Source organism: Spirillospora sp. NPDC047418 (assembly GCF_040643275.1).
Classification (GTDB): Bacteria; Actinomycetota; Actinomycetes; order Streptosporangiales; family Streptosporangiaceae; genus Spirillospora.
The window spans coordinates 57,116-77,702 of the sequence record NZ_JBEYTW010000001.1 but is presented as its reverse complement, the minus strand read 5'-3'; the positions used below and the strand labels follow the sequence as shown (position 1 = coordinate 77,702).

Below are 20,587 nucleotides of genomic sequence, written 5' to 3'. Positions count from 1 at the left end.
CGTGTCAGTACTGGCCGAGCCGGCCCTCGGCCAGCGCCCTGCGGTGGTTACGGACGAAGATCCACCAGCCGAGCAGCGCCAGGGCGGCCGTGTAGGCGAGCAGCCAGGGCAGGGTGCCGTCCGACCAGATGTCGGCCAGCGACTCGTCCTCGAAGAGGACCTTCGTGGTCGCCTCCACGCCCAGCGTGGTCGGCACCAGCCGGGCGAGCACCGCCAGCCAGTCGGGGAAGAACGACAGCGGCAGCACCGCGCCGTTCAGCAGGATCACCATCGAGGTCAGCATCGTCTGGAGGACGCCGATCATCGGTGAGCTCAGCGCGAGCGCGGCCAGCAGGAACGTGAACGCGAGCACGTTGACCAGCACCAGCGAGTAGGGGACGAGCGCGGCCCACTCCAGCGGGATCGTCACCTGGGCGACCAGCATCGGCACCAGCGTGGCGACGACGGCGACCACCAGCCCCATGATCGACGCGGTGAGCAGCCGGCCCGCCATGATGAGCCACAGCGGCGCGGGCGCCATCTGCGCGGCGCCGAACGTGCCACCGCGCTTCTCCGCCACCAGGTCGGCGACCATCACCATGCTCGCGAACTGCAGGAGCCAGTAGCCGCTGATGCCGATGAGCGTCTGCGGGAGCAGGTCGCGCTGGAGATGGCCCTGGCCCATGACGTACTGGAGGCCGAGGTACACCGTCGCGGTGAAGACGACCATCACCAGGTGCGCGATGGGGTGGGCCATCTGGTTGGTCAGCCCCTTGCGGACCTCGGCGCCCAGCACGGCCGCCCCGGTGCGGGGCGTGAGCCGCCAGCGGGCCCTCGGCCGCGCCCGCACGGGCGCGGTCGCCGCGGACACGGCGCTACCCATGGGGCCGCTCCTTGATCAGGTCGAGGAAGACGTCTTCGAGGGTCGGCTGGACCTGGGCGAGCGACCGCAGCACGACGCCCTGCGCGCGCAGCCGGTCGACCAGTGGGTAGAGGTCCTGCGGGTCGTCGAGGCGCCCGGTGATGACCGTGGTCTCCTCGCCCGGTTCGGGGACGAAGCCGTCGGGCAGGCCGAGGCCCGCGCCGTCGCCCTCGATCGTGATCTCGTACCGGTCGCGCTGGCGGGCGCCGGCGAGCAGCTGCTCGGTCGGCAGGTCGGTGATGACCCTGCCCTTGCGGATGACGGCGACGCGGTCGCACAGCCGCTCGACGACGTCCATCTGGTGCGTCGTCAGCAGGATCGTCTTGCCCTGCTCGGCGGCCAGCGCGTGCACCCACTCCTTGACCGTGCGGGTGGCCTCGACGTCGAGGCCGATCGTCGGCTCGTCCAGCAGGACGATCGGCGGGTCGGCCATGAGCGCCGCGGCGATCGCGACCTTCTGCTGCATGCCGCGCGAGTACCCGCCGACCTTCTCGTCCCGGCGGTCCCACAGGTCCAGGCCGGTGAGCAGCTCGCCGGCCCGGTCCCGCGCCGCGGCGGTGCGCATGCCCTTCAGGCGGCCGAAGTAGACCAGGTTCTGCATGGCCGACAGCGTCCAGTAGACGTTGCGGGAGCCTTCGAGGACGGCGCCGAACTGCTCCATCGCCGCGGCCCGCCTGCGGGCGACGTCGAAGCCGTTCAGCAGCGCCTCGCCGGCGGTCGCCGAGAGCAGGCCGGCCAGGACCTTGATGGTGGTGGTCTTCCCGGCCCCGTTCGGGCCGAGGAACCCGAACACCGAGCCGGCCGGGACCGACAGCGAGACGTCGTCGACGGCCTTCTGCTCCGCGCCGCCGTACACCTTGGTCAGCCCGCGGATCTCGATCGCGGGCACCCCGGCCGGGTCGCGGGAGCGGCCGATGTCGTCGATCACGTCCGTACGTGTCACGGCATGACACCTCGATTCCTTCTTCGCCCGTCGCGGGCCGCTGGTGACATGGAACCTCTAAGTGAAAGGCTACATCGAACGTCAACACCGTACTAACAGTGAATGATGTTCACTCTCTCTATGCTGTACGCTGATGTCAAGTGCCTTCCACGAAGTAGAGGGCGGTTGACTTGGTAGCTCTGACCTGGCGCGAGAGGCGGCGCGCGGAGGCCGTCGCGGAGATCAAGGACGTCGCGCGGCGGCTGCTCGTCGCGGGCGGTCCGACGGCGGTGTCGCTGCGCGCGATCTCCCGCGAGATGGGCATGACGACCTCCGCGCTGTACCGCTACTACCCGAGCCTCGACGCGCTCGTCGCGGCGCTGCGCGTGGACCTGTTCGAGGAGGTGGGCGGGGTCACCCAGGCGGCGCGCGGCGAGGCCGGCGGGGACGACCCGATCCCGCGGGTCGCCGCGATGGCCCGGGCGTTCCGGCGCTGGGGCCTGGCGCACCGGCAGGAGTTCGGGCTGATGCTCGGCCCGCCCGTGCACGGGCTCGGCGAGGCCGACGAGCCGGCCGAGCGCGACAGCGCGGCCGCCTGCCTCGGCGTGGCCTTCCTGGAGGAGTTCGCGGAGCTGTGGCGGCGCGGCGAACTGCGCGCCCCCCGCGCCGACGTGGCGCAGGGGCACCGGCTGGTGCCCTCGCTCGGCGACTACGTGGCCGGGAGCGACGGCATCGAGCTGCCCGTCGTGTTCGCCTTCCTGTCCGCGTGGACCCGGCTGTACGGCATCATCGCCATGGAGATCTTCGGCCACATGGACTGGGCGGTCAGCGACCCCGAGGCGTTCTTCGAGATGGAGCTGACCGAGTTCGTCCGGCAGCTCGGCGGGGACGACCAGGCCGTCCGGTAGCGGGCGGGCGGCTCGGGGCGGGCGGCTCAGGCGTCCGGCTCCACCGTCCCCACGAGGTGGACGTACACCACCGCGGAGTTGACGCCGTCGAGGCCGAGCACCTGGTTCACCGTGTCGTCGTAGAACCCGCCCAGCCCGACCGACGCCTTGCCCAGCCAGGTCGCGACCAGCGCGATGTTCTGCCCGAGGTGCCCGCTCTCCTGCATCACCAGCCGGTAGGAGCGCAGCCCGTAGTGGCGGCGCTGGTAGGTCAGGTCGGCGACCATCAGGATCCACAGCGGGCAGTCCGCGGCGTCGATGTTGCCGCCCGCCTTGGGCGGCGAGGGCACCCGCGGGTCGGTGGCGGGCGCCATCCGCATGAGGCCGGCGGAGAGGTCGCCGTCCACGAGCCGGCCCAGCGCGTGCGCGGCGGGGTCGTACAGGTACATGCCGCGCCGCAGGCCCTCGACGTCGTGGCAGTACGCCAGCAGCCGCAGCGGATACCGGGTGCCGCCGCTCGGATAGGTCCGCACCCGCTGGGCGGACTCCGCCCCCGCCATCGTCTTGCCCGCCGTTTCGGCGGCGGAGTAGTACAGCAGCGTGCCTAGCTCGGCCGAGGTGAACGGCCCGCGATAGCGCCCGTAGGCGCTGCGCCGGGCGAGCAGCACCTCCTCCAGCGGCGCCGCCGCGTCCGGCGCGGCTGGCTCCGGCAGCCGGACGACCTCCTGCGGCGTTCCGACGTCCTGCCGGCCGCCGGCCGACCCGGCCGCCATGTCCGGGACCTGGACCGGCAGGCGGTCGGCGAAGTACTTGCTCTCCTCGTGCAGCCGCCGGTCGGGGGACGCCGCGGTGTCGGCGAAGAAGGGCCGCCGCGGTCCGGGGGCGACCAGCGTCATCGACCAGAGCCACGCGACCCGGATCTCCTCCTCCGGGGTCAGGCCGAGCCGGTTGCACGCCGACCGGGCCAGCGCCCGGAAGGCGGCCTCGGGCGTCCCGTCCAGGCGGCCCGCCCGGTGCAGCCGCCGCAGCGCCGCCCAGGCGGCGCACTGCGGGACGTACCACGCGCCGGCCCGGGAGTTCGGCGCGGAGATCTCGGCGCGGACCCGGTCGTGGTGGTGGCGCCAGGTCGCCTCGTCGCGGAAGTACGCCGTCTCGGCCGCGTCGCGCGCCCGCGCGGCCTCGGCGGTCCGGGCCCGGCCGCAGGTGTACCCGCGCAGCCAGCCGATGGTGGTGAGCCAGTCGGCGCCCATCGCCCACGCGGACGCGAGCAGGAGTTCGCCCGCCGCGAGCAGCCGCGTCGCGGGCGACGGGGTCTCCCGGAGCGTCTCGACGGCGAGCGCACCGGCGGCGGCGAGATGCGGCGCGCACGCGGCCATGCCGTGGACGCCCCCGAACCGGGCGGCATCCGGTCCGGGGGCGTGCTCCTCGACCGTGATCGCGCCGGGGGCGCCGGCGCCGAACGCGGCGACGCGGCGGCGCAGGTCGTCGATCGCGTGCCCTCCCGCGCCGCGCAGCCGCAGGTCCAGGACGGTGCCGTCCGCGCCGGGCCGCTCGAAGTACCAGCCGCCGAGCCCGCCGGTGCCGCGCGCCTCGGCCGCCCAGGCGTCGACCGCGGTGGTGAGCAGCGGTTCCAGCCGGTCCGCGGGGACGGTCACGCGCAGCGCCCGCCAGGTGTCCGCCGACTGTTCTCCGGCACTGCTGAAATTGGCCGTATTCGTCATTTCATGCTCCTCCGTGGTCGCGATGTTAAACAACGAGAACAGGTGTTTCCAGCAGTAGCGCGGCGAAAAGACAAGTGCGCAATCTCGGAGTCGAGCAACCTCGGAGAAGACAGTGCCGGGCCGCCCTCGAATCATGGGGAGGACGTACCGGAGCGCCGCGTGGATCCGCGAACAGGAGGGCCGGCATGACGCCGATCGAAGTGCTGATCGCGGGCGGCGGGATCGGCGGGCTGGCGCTCGCCGTGGCGCTGCGCGAGCGCGGCATCGACAGCACCGTCTTCGAGCGCGCCGACGGCTACGGCAACCGCGGTTCGGGCATCGAGCTGACCCCCAACGGCGTCAAGTCCGCCGACCACATCAGCGCGCGGTTCGGGGCCGCCGTGCGCGGCGCGGGCTGGTCGAGCGACCAGCACGCGGACGCCATGCCGATCATGTCGTCCGAGGGCCGGCTGCTGAAGAGCCGCGACGTGCTCGCCTTCTCCGGCCGGTGGGACGTCCCGCTGGTCGGCATCCTGCGCGCCGACCTGCACCGGCTGCTCGCCGAGGCCGCCGCCGAACCCGGCGCGGGCACCGTCACGATCCACCACGGCCGCGCCGTCGCCTCCGCCGGGACGGTGGGCGACCGCGCGGTCCTGCGGCTGGCGGACGGCGACGAGGTCACCGGCGACCTGGTCGTCGGCGCGGACGGGGTCCGCTCCGTACTGCGCGAGACGGTGTCCGGCGCGGCCCGTCCCCGGTACCTGGGGTTCACCTCGGTGCGCGGCATCTCCCCGCGCCCGCCGCTGCACGGCGACGGCTTCGTGCTCGTCGGCCCCGGCGGCCACTTCTTCGCGGAGGCGTGCGACGACGAGCGGATGTTCTGGACGGCGACCGTCAACGGACCGGAGGGCAGCTGGCCCGCCAAGCCGGCCGCGGTGGCGCAGGCCGACCTGCTGGAGCTGTGGGGCGGCTGGGCCGACCCCCTGCCCGAGACGGTGAAGTCGTGCGCCCCGGCGGACATCGTCGTGACCGACGTCCACGACTGCGACCCGCTCAAGCGCTGGTACTCCGGCCGGGTCGCCCTCCTCGGCGACGCCGCGCACCCCATCGGCCCGGTCCTCGGGCAGGGCGCCAACATGGCGCTGGAGGACGCCGCCCGGCTCGCGGACCTCATCGCCGAGGGCGGTCCGGTGCCCGCCGCGCTGCGCGCCTACCAGCGGGCGCGCGGGAAGCGCGCCAACAAGATCGTCCACCATTCGCGGCTGATCGCCCGGCTCGGCCACACCCGCAACCCGGTCGTCGCGAAGGCGCGGGACCTCGCCATCCGGGCGCTGCACCGGCGCGACGAGGTGTACCGGGACAACGAGCTGTTCAGCTACCGGCCCTGACCCCGGGCCACCGCACCGACGAGCCACTGAGGAGCCCCATGACGAACACGGCCGACTACGTCTTCCACAACGTCCCCGACCAGCTCGTGCCGCTGGAGGCGTTCCTGGACCCGTTCACCGGCGGCGAGCTCGACGAGATCGGGGTGGCGAAGGGCTGGCGCTGCATGGACCTCGGCGCCGGGGGCGGCTCGGTCACCCGGATGCTGGCCGAGCGGGTCGGCCCGGAAGGCCGGGTCACGGCCGTCGACCAGGACGTCCACATGGTGCCCTCGCTGCCCAACGTGGACGTCCACACCCGGGACATGAGCGAGGACCGGCCGCTGCCGGGGGAGGGGCCGTGGGACCTGGTCCACGCCCGGCTGCTGACCCACCACCTGCCGAACCGCCGGGAGGTCGTGCACCGGTTCGCCGAAGCCCTCCGGCCGGGCGGGTGGCTGCTGCTCGGCGAGTTCATCCGGTCCGAGCCCCGCGCGCTCGCCATGCCGGACGCGGCCAGGCGCGACATCTTCACGCGGGTCGTGGACGGCTTCCACGACATCATGGAGGCCAAGGGCATCGACGGCTACTGGGGCGAGCAGGTGCACGCCACCATGCTGGCGGCCGGGCTCACCCCGGTGCGGACGCGCTGGCACGCCGAGACGTGGACCGGCGGCGACCACGGCTGCAAGCTCCTGCACAACAACATCCTGCAGAAGCGGGACGCGATCGAGGCGTCGGGCGTCCCCGCCGAGGACGTCGACGTCTTCCTCAACGACATCATGCACGACCCCGCGGTCGTCATCCGCGGCCACCAGTTCGTCTCCATTCGCGGTCGCCGGCCGGAGTAGCGGCGGGCCGGATCAACCACAGGCCGAGTAGAGGAGAGAGCAGCCATGGCACATCTGGCCTTCTTCAACATCCCCGCGGCCGGGCACCTGATGCCGACCCTCGCGGTGGTGGAGGAACTCGTCCGCCGCGGGCACCGCGTCACCTATCCGGCGACCGAGGCGTACGCGGAGGAGGTCGCCTCGACCGGCGCCGCCGTGCTGACCTACGAGTCGACGATCGACGTGCAGCGGGACTTCCCGCCCGGCGTCGACGACTGGCTGTCCCGCGTCCTGCTCGGCGGAGCGCGCGAGGGCCTCGCGACCACCCGGATGTTCGCCGCCCACTTCCAGGACGACGTCCCCGACATCGTGGTCTACGACGGCTTCGTGCGGTTCGTCGGGGAGGCGCTGTCGGCCCGGTGGAACCGGCCCACCGTCCGGGTCTTCCCGGTCGGCTGCGTCAGCTCCCACGTCACCCCGGACGCGATCGGCGCGGCGAAGTACGCGGAGCTGAAGACGGAGCTGGGCAAGCTCGGCGACATGAACGGCGTCGACCCGGAGACGGCGTTCCACCAGCTGCGCGGCGACCCCGAGGCGCTCAAGCTCGTGTTCTACCCGAGCAGATTCGGCTATACCGACGCGGCGAGCGACGACAAGTTCGTCTTCGTCGGCCCGTGCTTCCGGCAGCGCGAACTCGACGGGGACTGGACGCCGCCCGCCGGCGGCGCGCCGGTCGCGCTGATCTCGCTCGGCACCAGCTTCAACCAGCAGCCGGAGCTCTTCCGCGCCTGCATCGACGCGTTCGCCGGCCTGCCCTGGCACGTCGTGCTCACCACCGGGCCGGGCACCGGCGCCGCCGAGATCGGGCCCGTCCCGCCGAACGTCGAGATCCACGAGTGGATCCCGCTGCAGGCCGTGCTGCGGCACGCCGCCGTCACCGTCTGCACCGGCGGGACCGGCACCGTGATGCACTCGCTGCACGCCGGCGTCCCCGTGGTCGCGATGCCGCAGGTCGCCGCCGCCGACGGGCTCGCCGCGCAGCTGGCCGGGTTCGGCGTGGGCCGCGCGATCGCGCGCGGCGAGGAGACCGCCGCCAACATCCGGGCCGCCGTGCTCGGCCTGGCCGGCGACGACGGCGTGGCCGGCCGGGTCGCGGACATGCGGGCGCACGTCCGCGCGGCGGGCGGCAAGGCCCGCGCCGCCGACGAGATCCTCGCCCACCTCGGCGAGCGCGAGGGCGAGGGCGCGCTCCGGTGAAGACCCGCGCGGCGGACCCGGCGGCGCCCGGGTCCGGGATCGCCGTGCGGGCGGTGTACGCCGGGGCGCTGCTCGGCCCGCTCGGCGGCGGCGTCATCGCGCCGATGCTCCCGCAGATCGGCCGGTCCCTGCACGTCTCCAGCGGCGCCGTCGCCGCGGCCATCACCGCCTACTTCGTGCCGTTCGCGCTCGTCCAGCTCGTGTCCGGCACGCTGGGCGAGCGCTGGGGCCGCCGCCGCACCGTCCGGATCGGCTACCTCGTGTACGCGGCCGGGGCGGTGGCCTGCGCCGCCGCCCCGTCCCTCGCGGTGCTGCTGGTGGCGCGCGCCGCCATGGGGGCCGCGAACGCCTTCACCGGGCCGCTGCTGGTGGCCGGGCTCGCCGACCTGGTCTCGCGGGAGCGGCTCAGCCGGTCGGTCGGCGTGATCTCCAGCTGGATGGCGGCCGGCCAGTCGATCGCGCCGTTCGTCGGCGGGCTGGCGGCGGCCGCCTCGTGGCGGATCGGGTTCCTCATCGTCGCGGCCGTGGCGGGCCTGCTCAGCCTCGCGCCACCGCCCGGGGGGCCGCGGCCCGGCGTCGTCGCCCCGTCCTGGCGGTCGCTGCTCGGCCGCGACATGGGGCTGCTCGCCGGCGGCGCGTTCGTGTCCTACCTGGGCGCGGCGGCGCTGCCGTTCATGGTCGCCCTCTACCTGAACGACAGCCTGCACGCCGGGCCCGACCTCACCGGCGCCGCGCTGCTCGGCTTCGGGGTCGCCGGCCTGCTGCTCGGACCCGCCTGGGGCCGGCTCAACCAGCGGTTCGGCGCCCGGACGTGCGGCGCGGTCGCGGCGGTGGTGGCGGCCGTGTTCGTCGGGTCGGTCGGCCTGACCGGCTCCGCCTGGTCGCTCGCGCTGTGCTGGACGGCGGCCGGGGCCGCGGCGTCCATGCTCACCGTCGCGCTGCAGAACCTCACCGTCCGCGCCGTGCCGGGCAACCGGGGCGGGGCGCTGTCGGCGGTGTCGGCGTTCCGCTTCGCCGGCGCGGCGCTCGCGCCCATCATCTGGCTGCCCCTCTACCACGGCGCCCCCGCGCCGGCCTTCGCCGCGGCGGGGGCGTCGGTGCTGCTGGCCATCCCGGTCCTGGCCGTCGTCGGCGGCCACGACCGCGCCTGAGCGCCTAGCGGCTCAGGCGGGTCGCGGCGGCGCGGCGCCGGCGGACGGAGCGGCGCATGTACATGGCCACCGGTAGGTGCAGGACCAGCAGCGCGGCCACGATGATGACCAGCCACATGCCGAACTGCTTGCTCACCCACAGGTGCACGGCCACGCCGAATACCAGGACGAGTCCGATGCCGATCTGGAGCGCCCGCTTTTTCGCGCCTGCTTTTCCACCGTTCATCGAGCGCCCCTTCCGGCACCGGTGATATTCACCCCCATCCTCCCTTTGGGAATTGCGTTGTTCATCTCCGAAAATGCGGTGCCGCGCCGATCAGGCGGGCGGGATGTTGTGGTTGACGCGGAAGAAGTTGTCCGGGTCCCAGGCGCGCTTGACCTCGCGGAGCCGCGCGTAGTTGTCCGGGGTGAACGCGGTCTCGGCCTTGGTGGGGTCGCCGAGGAAGTTCAGGAACGAGCCGCCGGTGGAGAACGGGCGGAACCGCTCCGCCAGCCCGCCGATGGCGGTGGCGACGGAGGCGTCCATCTCCGGCTGCGGGTACATCGCGGTCGCGATGACCGAGTAGGGGACGTCGCGGTGGCCGGCCGGTCCGGCGTCCGGCCCGGCGTGCTCGATGGCGCCGCCCCAGTGCCGGATCTCGATCGCCGTCAGCGGCGTGCCCGGCGACATCGCGTCCAGCATCACGTCGAGCAGGCCGTCGGACAGGTCGTGGCACAGCTCGATCCGCTGGCGGGCGAGGACGGGCGGCGGGGGCGGGCCGGCGATCGCCAGGCTCGCGGACGCGAAGTCCATCATCCCGTAGTCGCCCATGAGGACCGGGCCGGCGGCGTCCAGCAGCGGCTTGAACAGCCGCTCGCCCTCGTCCGCCGTCCCGACGTGGAAGGTGCGCAGCGACAGGAACTGCTTGCCGCGCATCGGCTCGGGGATCATCGGCACGTCCGGCAGGCTCATCAGCGTGATGCCGCTGTTCATCTCGTCCGGCTCGTCGCGCGCCCACTCCCGGTACAGCGCGAGCGTCTCCCGGGCGCGGTCCAGCGGGTGCAGGGACGTGCCCGCGTACACCTGCCCGACCGGGTAGAGCTTGAACTCCAGGGACGTCGCGACGCCGAAGTTGCCGCTGCCGCCGCGCAGCGCCCAGAACAGGTCGGGGTGCTGCCCGGCGTCCACGGTGCGCAGCTCGCCGTCGGCCGTCACGACGTCGGCGCGCAGCAGGCTGTCGCAGGCCAGCCCGTACTTGCGGGACAGCCAGCCGATGCCGCCGCCGAGCGTGTACCCGGTCACGCCGACGCAGGGCGTGCCCGACAGCGGGGCCAGCCCGTGCGGCGCCGCGGCGGCGATCACGTCCGACCACAGGGCGCCGGTGCCGGCCCGCGCGACGCCCCGCTCGGGGTCGACCTCGACGCCCGACAGCCCGGCGGTACGGACGAGCAGCCCGCCGTCGGTGAGGGCCAGGTTGCCGTGCCCGGTGGCCTGGACGGCGAAGGACAGCGCGTGCTCCCGCGCCGTCCGCACCGCGGCCTGCACGTCCGCGGGGCCGGACGCCTCGGCGACGATGGCCGGGTGCGGGTCGATCCGGCGGTTCCAGGGCAGCCGCATCTCCTCGTAGCCGGCGTCCCCCGGCAGGTGGACGGCGCCGGTGAACGCGCCGCGCAGTGCCCGCGCGGCCTCTCCTTGCTCGGTCATGGGTCCGTTCTCCTCGTCTCGTTGCTCTTGCTCGATGCTCGCCTCCCGATCGCCCGTCCTCGTCGTGCAGGGGAAGGGTTCGGGGCTGCCCGGCACGGTGTAGCCGCGGTACGACTACACCGCCGGGAGTACTGTCGGGTCCCCCGCTGAGCGGAGGCGGCCGGGCGGGGGGACCGCGGTCTCCGGCAGCCACGCGGCGACGCGGTCGGCGATGCCCGCGACCTGCTCGTCGTCCATGATCGAGTGGTGGTCGGCGGGGAGGACCTCCACCGCGATGCCGGGGCACAGCGCCCGCCAGGCCGGGACCGGGTCCGCGCGGCCGGCCTTCCCGGCGACGAACAGCAGCGTCGGGACGTCCGACGCCGCCACCCGGTGCGCGGCGAGCAGCGCCAGGTTGCCGGCGTGCGTCCGGGCCAGCCGTGCGTAGCCGGGGACGTCGATCTCGGCCGGCAGCAGGCCGTGCGCGACGGCGATGTCGCGGGCCGTCCGCTCCAGTTCGGCCGGGCCGGCGCTGGGCAGTGCCGCGTCCGCCGTGCCGGGCGTCCGCCCGCCGGCCAGGTCGCGCAGGAACTCCAGGTGCCGGGCGGCGGCGGTGTCCGGCAGCCGGTCGCAGTGCACGGTGCTGTCGATCATGAAGACGGCTGCCCGGCGGCCCTCGGCCGCGAGCCGGCGGGCGACCTCGTGGGCCAGCACGCCGCCCATCGACCAGCCGCCGAGGATGTACGGCCCGTGCGGGTCGTGCCGCAGCAGTTCGTCGCCGTAGGCCGCGGCCATGGCCGCCAGGTCGGGTGCTTCGGTGTCGCCGCCCGCGAGCGCCCGGCTCTGGAAGGCGCGGACCGGGCCGGGCCACCGGCGGGCGAGGCCGTAGTAGGCCCGGACGGATCCGCCGACCGGATGGAACAGGAACAGCCCGGTGCCCGCGCCGGACGACAGCGTGACGGCGCATTCCGGTGGCGCGCCGTCCCGCAGCCGCGCCGCGAGGGTGCGCGGCGTCGGCGCCTCGAAGATCGCCCCGAACTGCGGGTCGCCGCCCAGCTCCGCGCGGACCCGGTTGACCAGGCGGAGGGCGAGTAGCGAGTTGCCGCCCAGCGCGAAGAAGTCGCCGTCGGGCCCGGCCTCCGGGACCTGCAGGACGTCCTCCCACAGCGCGGTCAGCCGGCGGGTGAGCGCGTCGCCGGGCGTGCCCGCCGCCGCTGTCTCGGCGGTCTCGGCGGGCGCCGCGGTCGCGAGCGCCCGCGCGATGTCGACCTTCCCGTTCGCCGACAGCGGCAGCCGGTCCAGCAGCCGGATCTGCCCAGGGACCATGTATCCGGGCAGCCGGTCGCGCAGGCGGCGGGTGATCGCCGCGACGTCGCCCGTGCCGCCCTCGCCCGTGCCGCCGTCATCCGGTACCACCAGCGCCACCAGCCGCGGCGCGCCGCCCGCTCCGGCGACGGCGCCGACCGCGCACTCGCGCACGCCGGGAAGGCCGCGGATCGCCGACTCGATCTCGCCGGGCTCCACCCGGAAGCCGTGGATCTTGAGCTGCCGGTCCTCGCGGCCGAGGAACTCGATGTCGCCGTCCGGCAGGTAGCGGCCGAGGTCGCCGGTCCAGTAGAGGCGCTCGCCGGTGCGCGGATGCCGCACGAACCGCTCGGCGGTGCGCGCCGCGTCGCCGGCGTAGCCGCGGGCGAGGCCGGCGCCGCCGATGTAGATCCGGCCGGCCGCCCAGGGCGGGCGCACCTCCATCCGGTGGTCGAGGATCCGCATGCTCTGGCCGCGCAGCGGCCTGCCGTACGGGACGCCGCGCCACGCCGGGTCGACCCGGCCGACCTCGTACACGTTCGACCAGATGGACGCCTCCGTCGCGCCGCCCATCGCGATGACGCGCGCGTCCGGCCAGAGCCGGCGCAGCCGGTCCGGCAGCGCCGGCGGTACCCAGTCGCCGCTGAGCAGGAACGCCCGGAGCGGGGGCCGGCCGGGACCGGCGCCCGCCTCCATGACCTCGCCGAGCATCTCGGCCAGGGCCGGCACCGAGTTCCACACGGTCGCGCCGTGGGCCCGCGCGGTCTCCGCCCAGCCCGCCGGGTCGGGCCTCGGCGTCGGGTCCGGGAGGATCACGGCAGCGCCGGCGGCGAGCGCGCCGAACACGTCCCACACCGACAGGTCGAAGCTCAGCGACGAGATGCCGAAGACCCGGTCGGCGGGCCCGAGCCCGGCGATCCGGTTGACCTCCGCGACGGTGTTCAGCGCGGCGCGGTGCTCGATCACCACGCCCTTGGGCCGCCCGGTCGAACCGGACGTGTAGATCACGTACGCCGGGTCCCCGTCCCCGGTCCGCGCGGCGACCGGCGGGCCGGCGGCATCCGCGAGCCCGTCGACGTCCAGTACCGGAACGTCCAGGGGGCCGGCGGGCGGCCGGTGCGACTGGCCGAGCACGGCGCGGGCCGAGCACTCCCGGACCAGGTGCCGGATCCGGTCGGCGGGCAGGCCCGCGTCGACCGGGCAGTAGGCGGCGCCCGCCCGGAGCACGCCCAGCACCGCGGCGACCTGCTCCCAGCCCTTGGCCATGACGACGGGGACGACGTCGCCCGGCCCGACGCCCCGGCCGGCGAGCCAGGCGGTGACGGCACGGGAGACGCCGTCGAGCCGCCCGTAGGTCAGGGTGCGCGCGGGGGTGATGACCGCGGCGGCGTCCGGGTCGGCGTGCGCGTTCCGCAGGAAGCCGTCCTCCAGCCGGCCGGCGGGCGGGGGCGCCGGGGCGTTCAGCTCCTCGACGCGCGCACGGTGCCGCGCCGGCACGGGGTCCGGGACGGCCGCGTGGCCGTCCGGCCCGGCGAGCGTCTCCAGCATCGCCCGGTACGCCGCGAACATGGCGTCCGGCAGGCCGGGCGGGTACACCTCGTCGACGACGTCCCACACGCATTCGACACCGCCGCCTGGGGCGTCGAGCACCTGGTTGTCGATCAGGACCTGGGGCGTGCGCAGGGCGGTGGTGACGCGGCGGAACGCGGGCCGGGCGGCGGGCGCCGCGTGCCCGCCGCCGGAGGCCAGCATGCTGTTGAAGACGTACGGCATCGCGGCGCCGGACGTCCAGCCGCGCCGGGCGGCCAGCTCCCGGGTGATCCGCACGCCGGTCACGTCGGCGTTCTTCAGGTCCGTCCAGAGCCGGGCCTGGAGGGTGCGCGCCCGCGCCCAGAAGTCCGCGCCGGCGGTCAGGTCGACCTCCAGCGGCAGCGTGGCGCTGAACTGCCCGACGACGCCCTCCGCCGCGGGGTCGCGCAGCACCCAGTTCTGGTGCAGGACGTTGAGGGAGAACCGCGGGGCGGCCGACCACGCGCCGAGCGTCTCGGCGAACACGTGCAGCAGCGCGGTGGTCGGCAGGACGCGGTGCCGCCGGAAGGCCGCGCGCAGCCGCGTCCACTGCTCCGCAGACAGGGCGCACGTGCGGCGGGTGAGGCGCACCGGCGACACCGCGGCGGGCCGGCGCGCCAGCGGTGGCTGCGGCGGGCCGGGCAGGGAGTCCAGACGCTCCTCCCAGTACCGCCACTGCTCCCGGTAGGACGCGGTGTCCTCCCGGGCGGCGCGCGCCAGCACGCATTCGCGGAAGGTGCGCTCGACCGGGGGCAGCTCCGCGTCCGGGTCGTGGTAGAGCCGCAGCAGCTCCCGCTGGAGCGCCAGCGTGCTGCCCGAGTCGAGCAGCAGCAGGCTCATCGCGAACTGGACGCGGTGCCGGTGCGGCCGGATCCGGTGGACGACGACCTCGAACAGCGGCCAGCCGGTCGGGTCGGGTCCCTCCTCCAGCATGCGCTCCCGGGTCTCGCGGACGACCTCCTCCTGCCGGTCCGGGGGGAGCCCGGAGAGGTCGGCGACGGGGAGCCGGAACGCGGTGGCGCGGCCGGGGCCGAGCACCTGCTGCCGCCCGTCGGGGAGCATCACCGTCCGCAGGTGCTCGTGCCGGCGGACGAGCAGGTCGATCGCGCGCTCCGCACGGGCCGGGTCGAGCCCGGCGACGTCGAGCTCGGTGTACAGGTTCGGCCGGAACCCGCCGAGCTCGATGAGCGGGGTCGCGCCGACCAGGTAGCCGGCCTGCAGGTCGGTCAGCGGGAACGGCGCGCCGGTCACCGCAGCCTCCCGGCCGGCGCGGGCGGACGCCGCGGGGACAGGTCGGCGGCGATGGCGGCGAGGACCGGTTCGCTGTCCTCGTGCAGGAAGAAGTGGGCGCCGTCGAACGTCCGCACGTCGCATCCGCCGGTGGTGTGCCGCTCCCAGGCGCGCAGCTCCGCCTCCGTCGCCATCGGATCGCGGTTCCCGCCGAGGACCGAGATCGGCACGGTGAGCGGTGCGGCCGGCCGCCGGTCGTAGGTCTCCACGACCGCGAAGTCCGCGCGCAGCATCGGCAGGAGGGAGGTCAGCGCGGCCCGGTCGTCGAGGACCTCGCGGGGCGTCCCGTCCAGTTCCACCAGCCGTGCCACCAGGTCCGCGACGGGCGCGTCGTGCACCGGGCGGTCGCGCTCGGGCAGGTGCGGGGCGCGGCGGCCGGACACCAGCAGCCGCACCGGCGCGGGCGCCCCCCGGTCCCGGAGGGCGCGGCACGCCTCGTAGGCCACCAGCGCGCCCATGCTGTGCCCGAACCAGGCGTGCGGGCGGTCCAGGAGCGGGGCGAGCGCGTCCAGCAGCGCCGGGACGAGGTCGTCCATCCGGGCGTAGGGGCGCTCGCGGAACCGGGTCTCGCGGCCCGGCAGCCGGACCGCGACCAGCTCGACGTCCGGGTGCAGGCGGGCGGCCCAGTCCCGGTAGGCGGCGGCGCCGGCGCCCGTGTGCGGCAGGCAGAACAGCCGGGTCGCCGCCCGCGGAGCGGGGCGCCAGGTCACCGTCCACGCTCCGGGCGCGGCGGCGCGGGGCCGGGCGGCCCTGGCGGTTCGGGCCGGGGTGACGGTCATTTCATCCATTCGGCCGCCCTTTCGGCGAGCATCATGCAGGTGAGGTTGGTGGGGGCGCTCGGGATCGCGGGCATCACGGAGGCGTCCACCACCTGCAGGTCCGCGACGCCGTGGACGCGGAGCCGCTCGTCGACCACGGCGCCGGCGTCGTGCGCGGGGCCCATCCGGGCGGTCCCGGCCGGGTGCCAGGAGGGGCAGACGAAGCGGGGCACGGACGCGCGCAGCATCGCCTCGTCCTCCACCATCCGGGCCGTCCACAGGAACACCCGCCGCAGCAGCGGCGCGAGCGCGCCGTCGCGGGCGAGCGACCAGACGGCCCGCACGCCGGCCATCAGTCCTTCGACGTCGCGGTCCGCGGACGCCAGCCGCAGCGCGATCACCGGCGGCGTGCCGGGATCGGCGTCGCGCAGCGCGACGGAGCCGCGCGACTCCGGGCGCAGCAGCGCGGCCGACAGCGACACCCCGGTCCGGCCGCGCAGCAGCCCGCCGATCATCGGGACGGCGAGGTCGGTGACGTTGTTCAGCAGGGTCACGCTGAGCTCCGGCGCGCCGCCGGCGCCGGGCAGCCGGGCGAGCACCTGGTGCAGCGGGTCGCCCGGACGGCACGCCCCCTCCGCGGCCTCGGCCCACAGCGCGATGAACGGGTGGTCGACGAGGCCGGCGCCGACCCCCGCGAGGTCGGCGACCGGGCGGACGCCGAGGGCCGACAGCCGGCCGGCCGGGCCGATGCCCGAGCGCTGCAGGATCGCCGGTGTGCCGATCGCGCCGGCCGAGAGGGTCACCCGGTCGCACCCGACCGTGGCGACCCGGCCGTCCTGGACGACCTCCACGCCCCGGGCGCGTCCGCCCTCGACGACGACGCGGGCGACCTGGCATCCCGGCCACACCGCCAGGTTGGGCCGGTCGCGCGCGGACGCGAGGTAGGCCTCGGTCGTCGACATGCGCCGGCCGTGTACCGCGTTGCGGGGGATCCGGCCCGCGCCGGCTCCGGTGTCCGCGCCGTTCAGGTCGGCGACCTCCGGCAGGCCCAGCGCGGCGCAGGCGCGCAGGAACCCGGCCGCGACCGGTGCGAGCTCCGCGTCGCGCCGGATGGGCACCGGCCCCGCGGCGCCGTGCCCGGGCCCGCCGCCGAAGTCGGCGTCGGCCTCCAGCGCCGCGTAGAACGGCAGCACGCGCTCCCACGCCCAGTCGGGGTTGCCCGCCGCCGCCCAGGAGTCGAAGTCGGCGGGCAGGCCGCGCAGCGCGAGCGCGCCGTTCACCGCGGACGAACCGCCCACCAGCCGGCCGACCCGGTAGGGGTACTCGCGGCCGGCCCCGGGGCCCGCGATGTGCGCCGAGTAGTCCCAGTGGAAGCCGTCCATCAGCGGCACGTCGGCGGCGCGTTCCGGGTACGCCCGGTCCACCCCCGCCTCCAGCAGCAGCACCCGGCGGTCCGGGCGCTCGGAGAGCCGCGCGGCGAGCGCGGCGCCGGCGGACCCGGCGCCGACGATCACGTCGTCCCATCCCCGGGACGTGGTCCACGTCATCGCGGTCAGCGCCCCGTCCGCTCGCGCAGGGTCGTGGCGAGCTCGGCGATCGTGGGGTTGTCGAACAGCATCTCCAGGTCCTCCTCGGCCTCCTGCTCGATGCGGAGGTCCTGCCGGATGCGGGTGAGGATGCGGACGGCGTGCAGGGAGTCGCCGCCGAGCTCGAAGAAGTTGTCGTCGACGCCGAAGTCGTCCCGGCCGAGCGCGTCGTGCCACATGCCGAGCAGCGTCCGCTCCAGGTCGCCGCGCGGCGCGGCAGGCGCCGCGGGCGCGCCGTCGTCCCACGGCAGCGGGAGGGCGGCGCGGTCGACCTTGCCGTTGGCGCTGAGCGGCACGGCGTCGATCCGCACGTAGTGGCGCGGCACCAGGTAGGCCGGGAGGAGCTCGTCGAGCGCCGCGCGCAGCGCCGCCGGGGCCGGTTCCCGCGCCGCGCCGGGTGCGGGCAGCACGTGCGCGACGAGCTGCCGCCCGCCGGTCCGCGGGTTGTCGGCGGCCATCACCAGGGCCTCCCCGACCCCGTCCAGGCGGCGCAGCGCCGCCTCGATCTCGCCGAGCTCGATGCGGTAGCCGTTGACCTTGACCTGGTGGTCCTCCCGGCCGAGGAACTCGATGTCGCCGCCGGGCAGGTAGCGGCCCCGGTCGCCGGTGCGGTACAGCCGCGCACCGGTCCGCGGGTGGGTCACGAACTGGGCGGCGGTCCGGTCCGGGTCCGCCCAGTACCCCTGGGCGACGCCCGTCCCGCCGATGTAGATCTCCCCGGCGGCCCACACGGGACGCGGGACGAAGCCGGGCCCGTACACGTGCAGCGTCTGGCCGTCCAGCGGCTTGCCGTAGGGGATCCGGGTCCACTCCGGGGGGACCTCGCCGATCGGGTACCACACCGACCAGATCGACGCCTCGGTGGCGCCGCCCAGGCTCACGATCCGGGGCGTACCGTGCTGGCCGGTACCGTGTTCGGCACCGTGCCGGGCGCGGACGAGGGCGGGCAGCGACACCGGGATCCAGTCGCCGCTGAGCAGCACCAGCCGCAGCGCGGGCGCGCCGGGGGCGGTGGCGGCGGGCGCGTCGGTCCACGCCTGCATCAGCGCCGGCACGGTGTTCCAGACCGTGACCCGGTGGCGGTCGGCGAGCGCGGACCAGTGCTCGGGGTCGTGCAGCCCGGCGGGCGACGGCATGACGACGGTGCCGCCGGCCGCCAGCATCCCGAAGACGTCGTAGACCGACAGGTCGAAGGTCAGCGCGGACAGCGCCAGGACCCGGTCGTCCGGGCCGACCGCGAACCGGCGGTTGATGTCGAGGACGGTGTTGACCGCGCCGCGGTGGTCGATCATGACGCCCTTCGGCGTGCCCGTCGACCCCGACGTGAAGATGACGTAGGCGAGGTCGCCGGGCGCGGGGGAGGTGTCGGGCGGCGCGGCGGCGCATGCGCGGGTCTCCGGGTCGTCCGGGGTCACGACGGTGACGCCGGAGGGCCAGGCCAGCTCGTCGCGCAGCCGCGGTGAGGTCAGCACGACCCGCACCCGCCCGAGGTCGATGAGCTGTTCGCGCCTGGCCTGCGGCCACTGCGGGTCGATGGGCAGGTACGCGGCGCCGGACCGGGTCACGCCGAGCACGGCGGCGACCTGCTCGGCCCCCTTCGGCAGGACGACGGCCACGAGCGTGCCGCGTCCGGCGCCGAGCGCGCGGAGCCGGCCCGCCAGCCGGTAGGCGTCCGCGAGCACCTCCCGGTAGGACACGGTCGCGTCCCCGCAGATCACGGCCGGGGCGTCCGGCCGCCGCCGGGCCTGCTCCTCCACCAGGTCGCAGAGCGTGCGGTCCGGCGGGTCGACGGCCGTGGCGTTGGCCTCGGCCCGCTCCCGCTCCTGCCCGGCGGGCAGCCCGATCGGCGCGCCGCGCCGCTCCCACGCGTCCTCGTCCCGGGCGAGCCGTTCGATCAGGTCCCGGTAGGCGCCGAACATGTCGTCCAGCAGGCCGGCGGGGAACAGCTCCTCGACGGCGTCCCAGTTGTAGATCAGATCGCCCTGCTCCTCGCTGACCTGGTGGTCGAGCCAGACCTGCGGGGTCTGGGTGATCCCGTACACCTGCTCGCCGAAGAAGCGCAGGCCGTCGGACGGGTCGTCGGCCCGCGAGCCGAGGACGAGGGCGCTGGTGAACACCACCGGCATGCTCGCGCCGGGGCCGCCGCCGAGCCGCCGGTTGCGCTCGCGCATCACCCGGACGCCGCTGAACGAGGAGTGTTCGAGATCGCGCAGCAGCCGGCCCTGCAGCAGCCGGGCGCGGCCGGCGAACGGCTCGTCCCGCTCCGGCGCCGTGACGGCGAGCAGCGTCACCGACGTGAAGTCGCCGATGAGCCGGCCGATCTCCGGATGGCTCTGCGGACGGTTGAACAGCGTGAGGTCGAGGGTGAAGTCCGGCTGGTCGGACCAGTGCCGGAGCACGTCGGCGTAGGCCGTCATGAGCACCGCGGACGGGGTGAGCCCGTGCCGCTGGGCGCGCCGCTTGACGGCCCGCCACGCGGCGGCGTCCATCCGGGCGCCCCGGTGCGAGAACCGGGTCCGCGACAGCCGGGACGGCTGGGCCGCGAGCGGCAGCGCCGGTGCGCCCGGCAGGTCCGCCAGCCGGTCCAGCCAGTAGTCGCGCGCCCGGGCGAACGCGGGGCCGTCCTGCTCGGCCTGCTCGGCCAGGACGTGGTCGCGGTAGCTGACCGCGAGCGGCTCCGGGGTCCAGCCGGGGTCCTCGTAGAAGCGGCGCCAGTCCTGGAACAGCAGGTAGAGGCTGTACCCGTCCAGGATCAGGGTGTCGAGGCCGACGTGCAGGCGCACCCGGCCGGCGCCGATCCGCGACGCCCGGATGTCGAACAGCGGCCACCGGTCGGCCGGGAGGACCTGGTGGTCCATCTCCCGCCGGGTCGCGGCCAGCCGCTCGTCGCGCTCCGCCGCCGGAAGCCCGCGCAGGTCCGCCGTCGCGATGGCGTAGGGCGGCACCTCCGGCAGGACGCGTTGCACGCCGTCCGCGCCGATGACGGCCCGCAGCATGTCGTGCCGGTCGATGACCTTGCGCAGGCCGTCCTGCGCGCGGTCCAGGTCGAGCCCGTCGCTGTCCAGCTCGAAGTAGACGTGCGTGGACACCCCGCCGAGTTCCAGCGCCGGGCTGCGGCCGACCCAGTAGGCGTGCTGGATGTCGGTCAGCGGGAACGGCTCGTGCCGCAGCTCGGGCCGCGGCGTGAGCGCGGCGGGGCCGGCGCCGGCCTCCACGCCGCGCAGCAGGGCGATCAGGTTGTCGCGCCGCCGCCGCAGGTCGTCGCGCAGCTCCGGGGTCAGCGAGCCGGCGGGCGCGACGACGTCGAGGCGGTCGCCGGCGGTGAGGCGGAGCTTGATACCGCGCCGCTTCAGCTCGACGAGCAGTTCCTGGGCCATCATGGGGGCCTCCTCGGGTCGCGGGCC

The 20,587-nt window shown here is 75.3% G+C and carries 13 protein-coding genes and 1 pseudogene; 5 read left to right on the top strand and 9 right to left on the bottom strand.

From position 1 onward, the window contains the following. Positions 1-4: 4 nt before the first annotated feature. Both ABZ806_RS00270 and ABZ806_RS00265 read right to left on the bottom strand, forming a co-directional pair. Positions 5-862, bottom strand: coding sequence for an ABC transporter permease (locus ABZ806_RS00270; protein ID WP_500214142.1), 858 nt, complete (start codon positions 860-862; stop codon positions 5-7). After that, positions 855-1,844 (bottom strand): ABC transporter ATP-binding protein, encoded by a 990-nt coding sequence (locus ABZ806_RS00265; protein WP_500214140.1) that lies wholly within the window; start codon positions 1,842-1,844, stop codon positions 855-857. Before ABZ806_RS00265 ends, ABZ806_RS00270 begins: the two co-directional genes overlap by 8 nt. Before the next feature lie 170 nt (positions 1,845-2,014). On the opposite strand from ABZ806_RS00265, the gene ABZ806_RS00260 reads away from it, so the two are divergent. Then, a complete protein-coding gene (locus tag ABZ806_RS00260) occupies positions 2,015-2,731 on the top strand; it encodes a TetR/AcrR family transcriptional regulator (protein WP_500214138.1) in 717 nt (238 codons plus the stop codon). Positions 2,732-2,757: 26 nt separating this feature from the next. Here ABZ806_RS00260 and ABZ806_RS00255 read toward each other — a convergent pair whose 3' ends face one another. Then, positions 2,758-4,431, bottom strand: a complete 1,674-nt coding sequence (locus ABZ806_RS00255) for a SagB family peptide dehydrogenase (protein ID WP_500214136.1) — start codon at positions 4,429-4,431, stop codon at positions 2,758-2,760. A 185-nt stretch (positions 4,432-4,616) separates the two neighbouring features. On the opposite strand from ABZ806_RS00255, the gene ABZ806_RS00250 reads away from it, so the two are divergent. From ABZ806_RS00250 to ABZ806_RS00235, 4 genes and pseudogenes are all read left to right on the top strand, one after another. Further along, complete coding sequence (locus ABZ806_RS00250; RefSeq protein ID WP_500214134.1) at positions 4,617-5,798, top strand: FAD-dependent monooxygenase; 1,182 nt, start codon at positions 4,617-4,619, stop codon at positions 5,796-5,798. Between the two features lie 38 nt (positions 5,799-5,836). Then, entirely contained in the window at positions 5,837-6,625 is a 789-nt protein-coding gene (locus ABZ806_RS00245; RefSeq protein ID WP_500214132.1) for a class I SAM-dependent methyltransferase, read from the top strand. 123 nt (positions 6,626-6,748) lie between these two features. Beyond that, positions 6,749-7,861 (top strand): annotated as a pseudogene (locus ABZ806_RS00240) (macrolide family glycosyltransferase); the annotation flags it as partial. Continuing rightward, positions 7,858-9,012, top strand: coding sequence for an MFS transporter (locus tag ABZ806_RS00235; RefSeq protein WP_500214130.1), 1,155 nt, complete (start codon positions 7,858-7,860; stop codon positions 9,010-9,012). The pseudogene ABZ806_RS00240 and the gene ABZ806_RS00235, both read left to right, overlap by 4 nt. Positions 9,013-9,016: 4 nt before the next feature. On the opposite strand, the gene ABZ806_RS00230 is transcribed toward ABZ806_RS00235, so the two are convergent. From ABZ806_RS00230 to ABZ806_RS00205, 6 genes are all read right to left on the bottom strand, one after another. Then, on the bottom strand, positions 9,017-9,238 hold the full coding sequence (locus ABZ806_RS00230) for a hypothetical protein (RefSeq protein WP_500214128.1): 222 nt from the start codon (positions 9,236-9,238) through the stop codon (positions 9,017-9,019). A gap of 90 nt (positions 9,239-9,328) precedes the next feature. After that, on the bottom strand, positions 9,329-10,696 hold the full coding sequence (locus tag ABZ806_RS00225; RefSeq protein WP_500214126.1) for an FAD-binding oxidoreductase: 1,368 nt from the start codon (positions 10,694-10,696) through the stop codon (positions 9,329-9,331). 114 nt (positions 10,697-10,810) lie between these two features. Further along, entirely contained in the window at positions 10,811-14,800 is a 3,990-nt protein-coding gene (locus ABZ806_RS00220) for a non-ribosomal peptide synthetase (protein ID WP_500214124.1), read from the bottom strand. Further along, positions 14,797-15,618, bottom strand: a complete 822-nt coding sequence (locus ABZ806_RS00215; protein ID WP_500214122.1) for a thioesterase II family protein — start codon at positions 15,616-15,618, stop codon at positions 14,797-14,799. The genes ABZ806_RS00220 and ABZ806_RS00215 overlap by 4 nt, the downstream gene beginning before the upstream one ends. Next, positions 15,615-17,144 carry a GMC family oxidoreductase gene (locus ABZ806_RS00210; RefSeq protein WP_500214120.1) on the bottom strand — a complete coding sequence of 510 codons (1,530 nt, stop codon included), beginning with the start codon at positions 17,142-17,144 and terminating at the stop codon, positions 15,615-15,617. The genes ABZ806_RS00215 and ABZ806_RS00210 overlap by 4 nt, the downstream gene beginning before the upstream one ends. A gap of 5 nt (positions 17,145-17,149) precedes the next feature. After that, complete coding sequence (locus ABZ806_RS00205; RefSeq protein WP_500214118.1) at positions 17,150-20,563, bottom strand: non-ribosomal peptide synthetase; 3,414 nt, start codon at positions 20,561-20,563, stop codon at positions 17,150-17,152. Positions 20,564-20,587 lie beyond the last annotated feature (24 nt).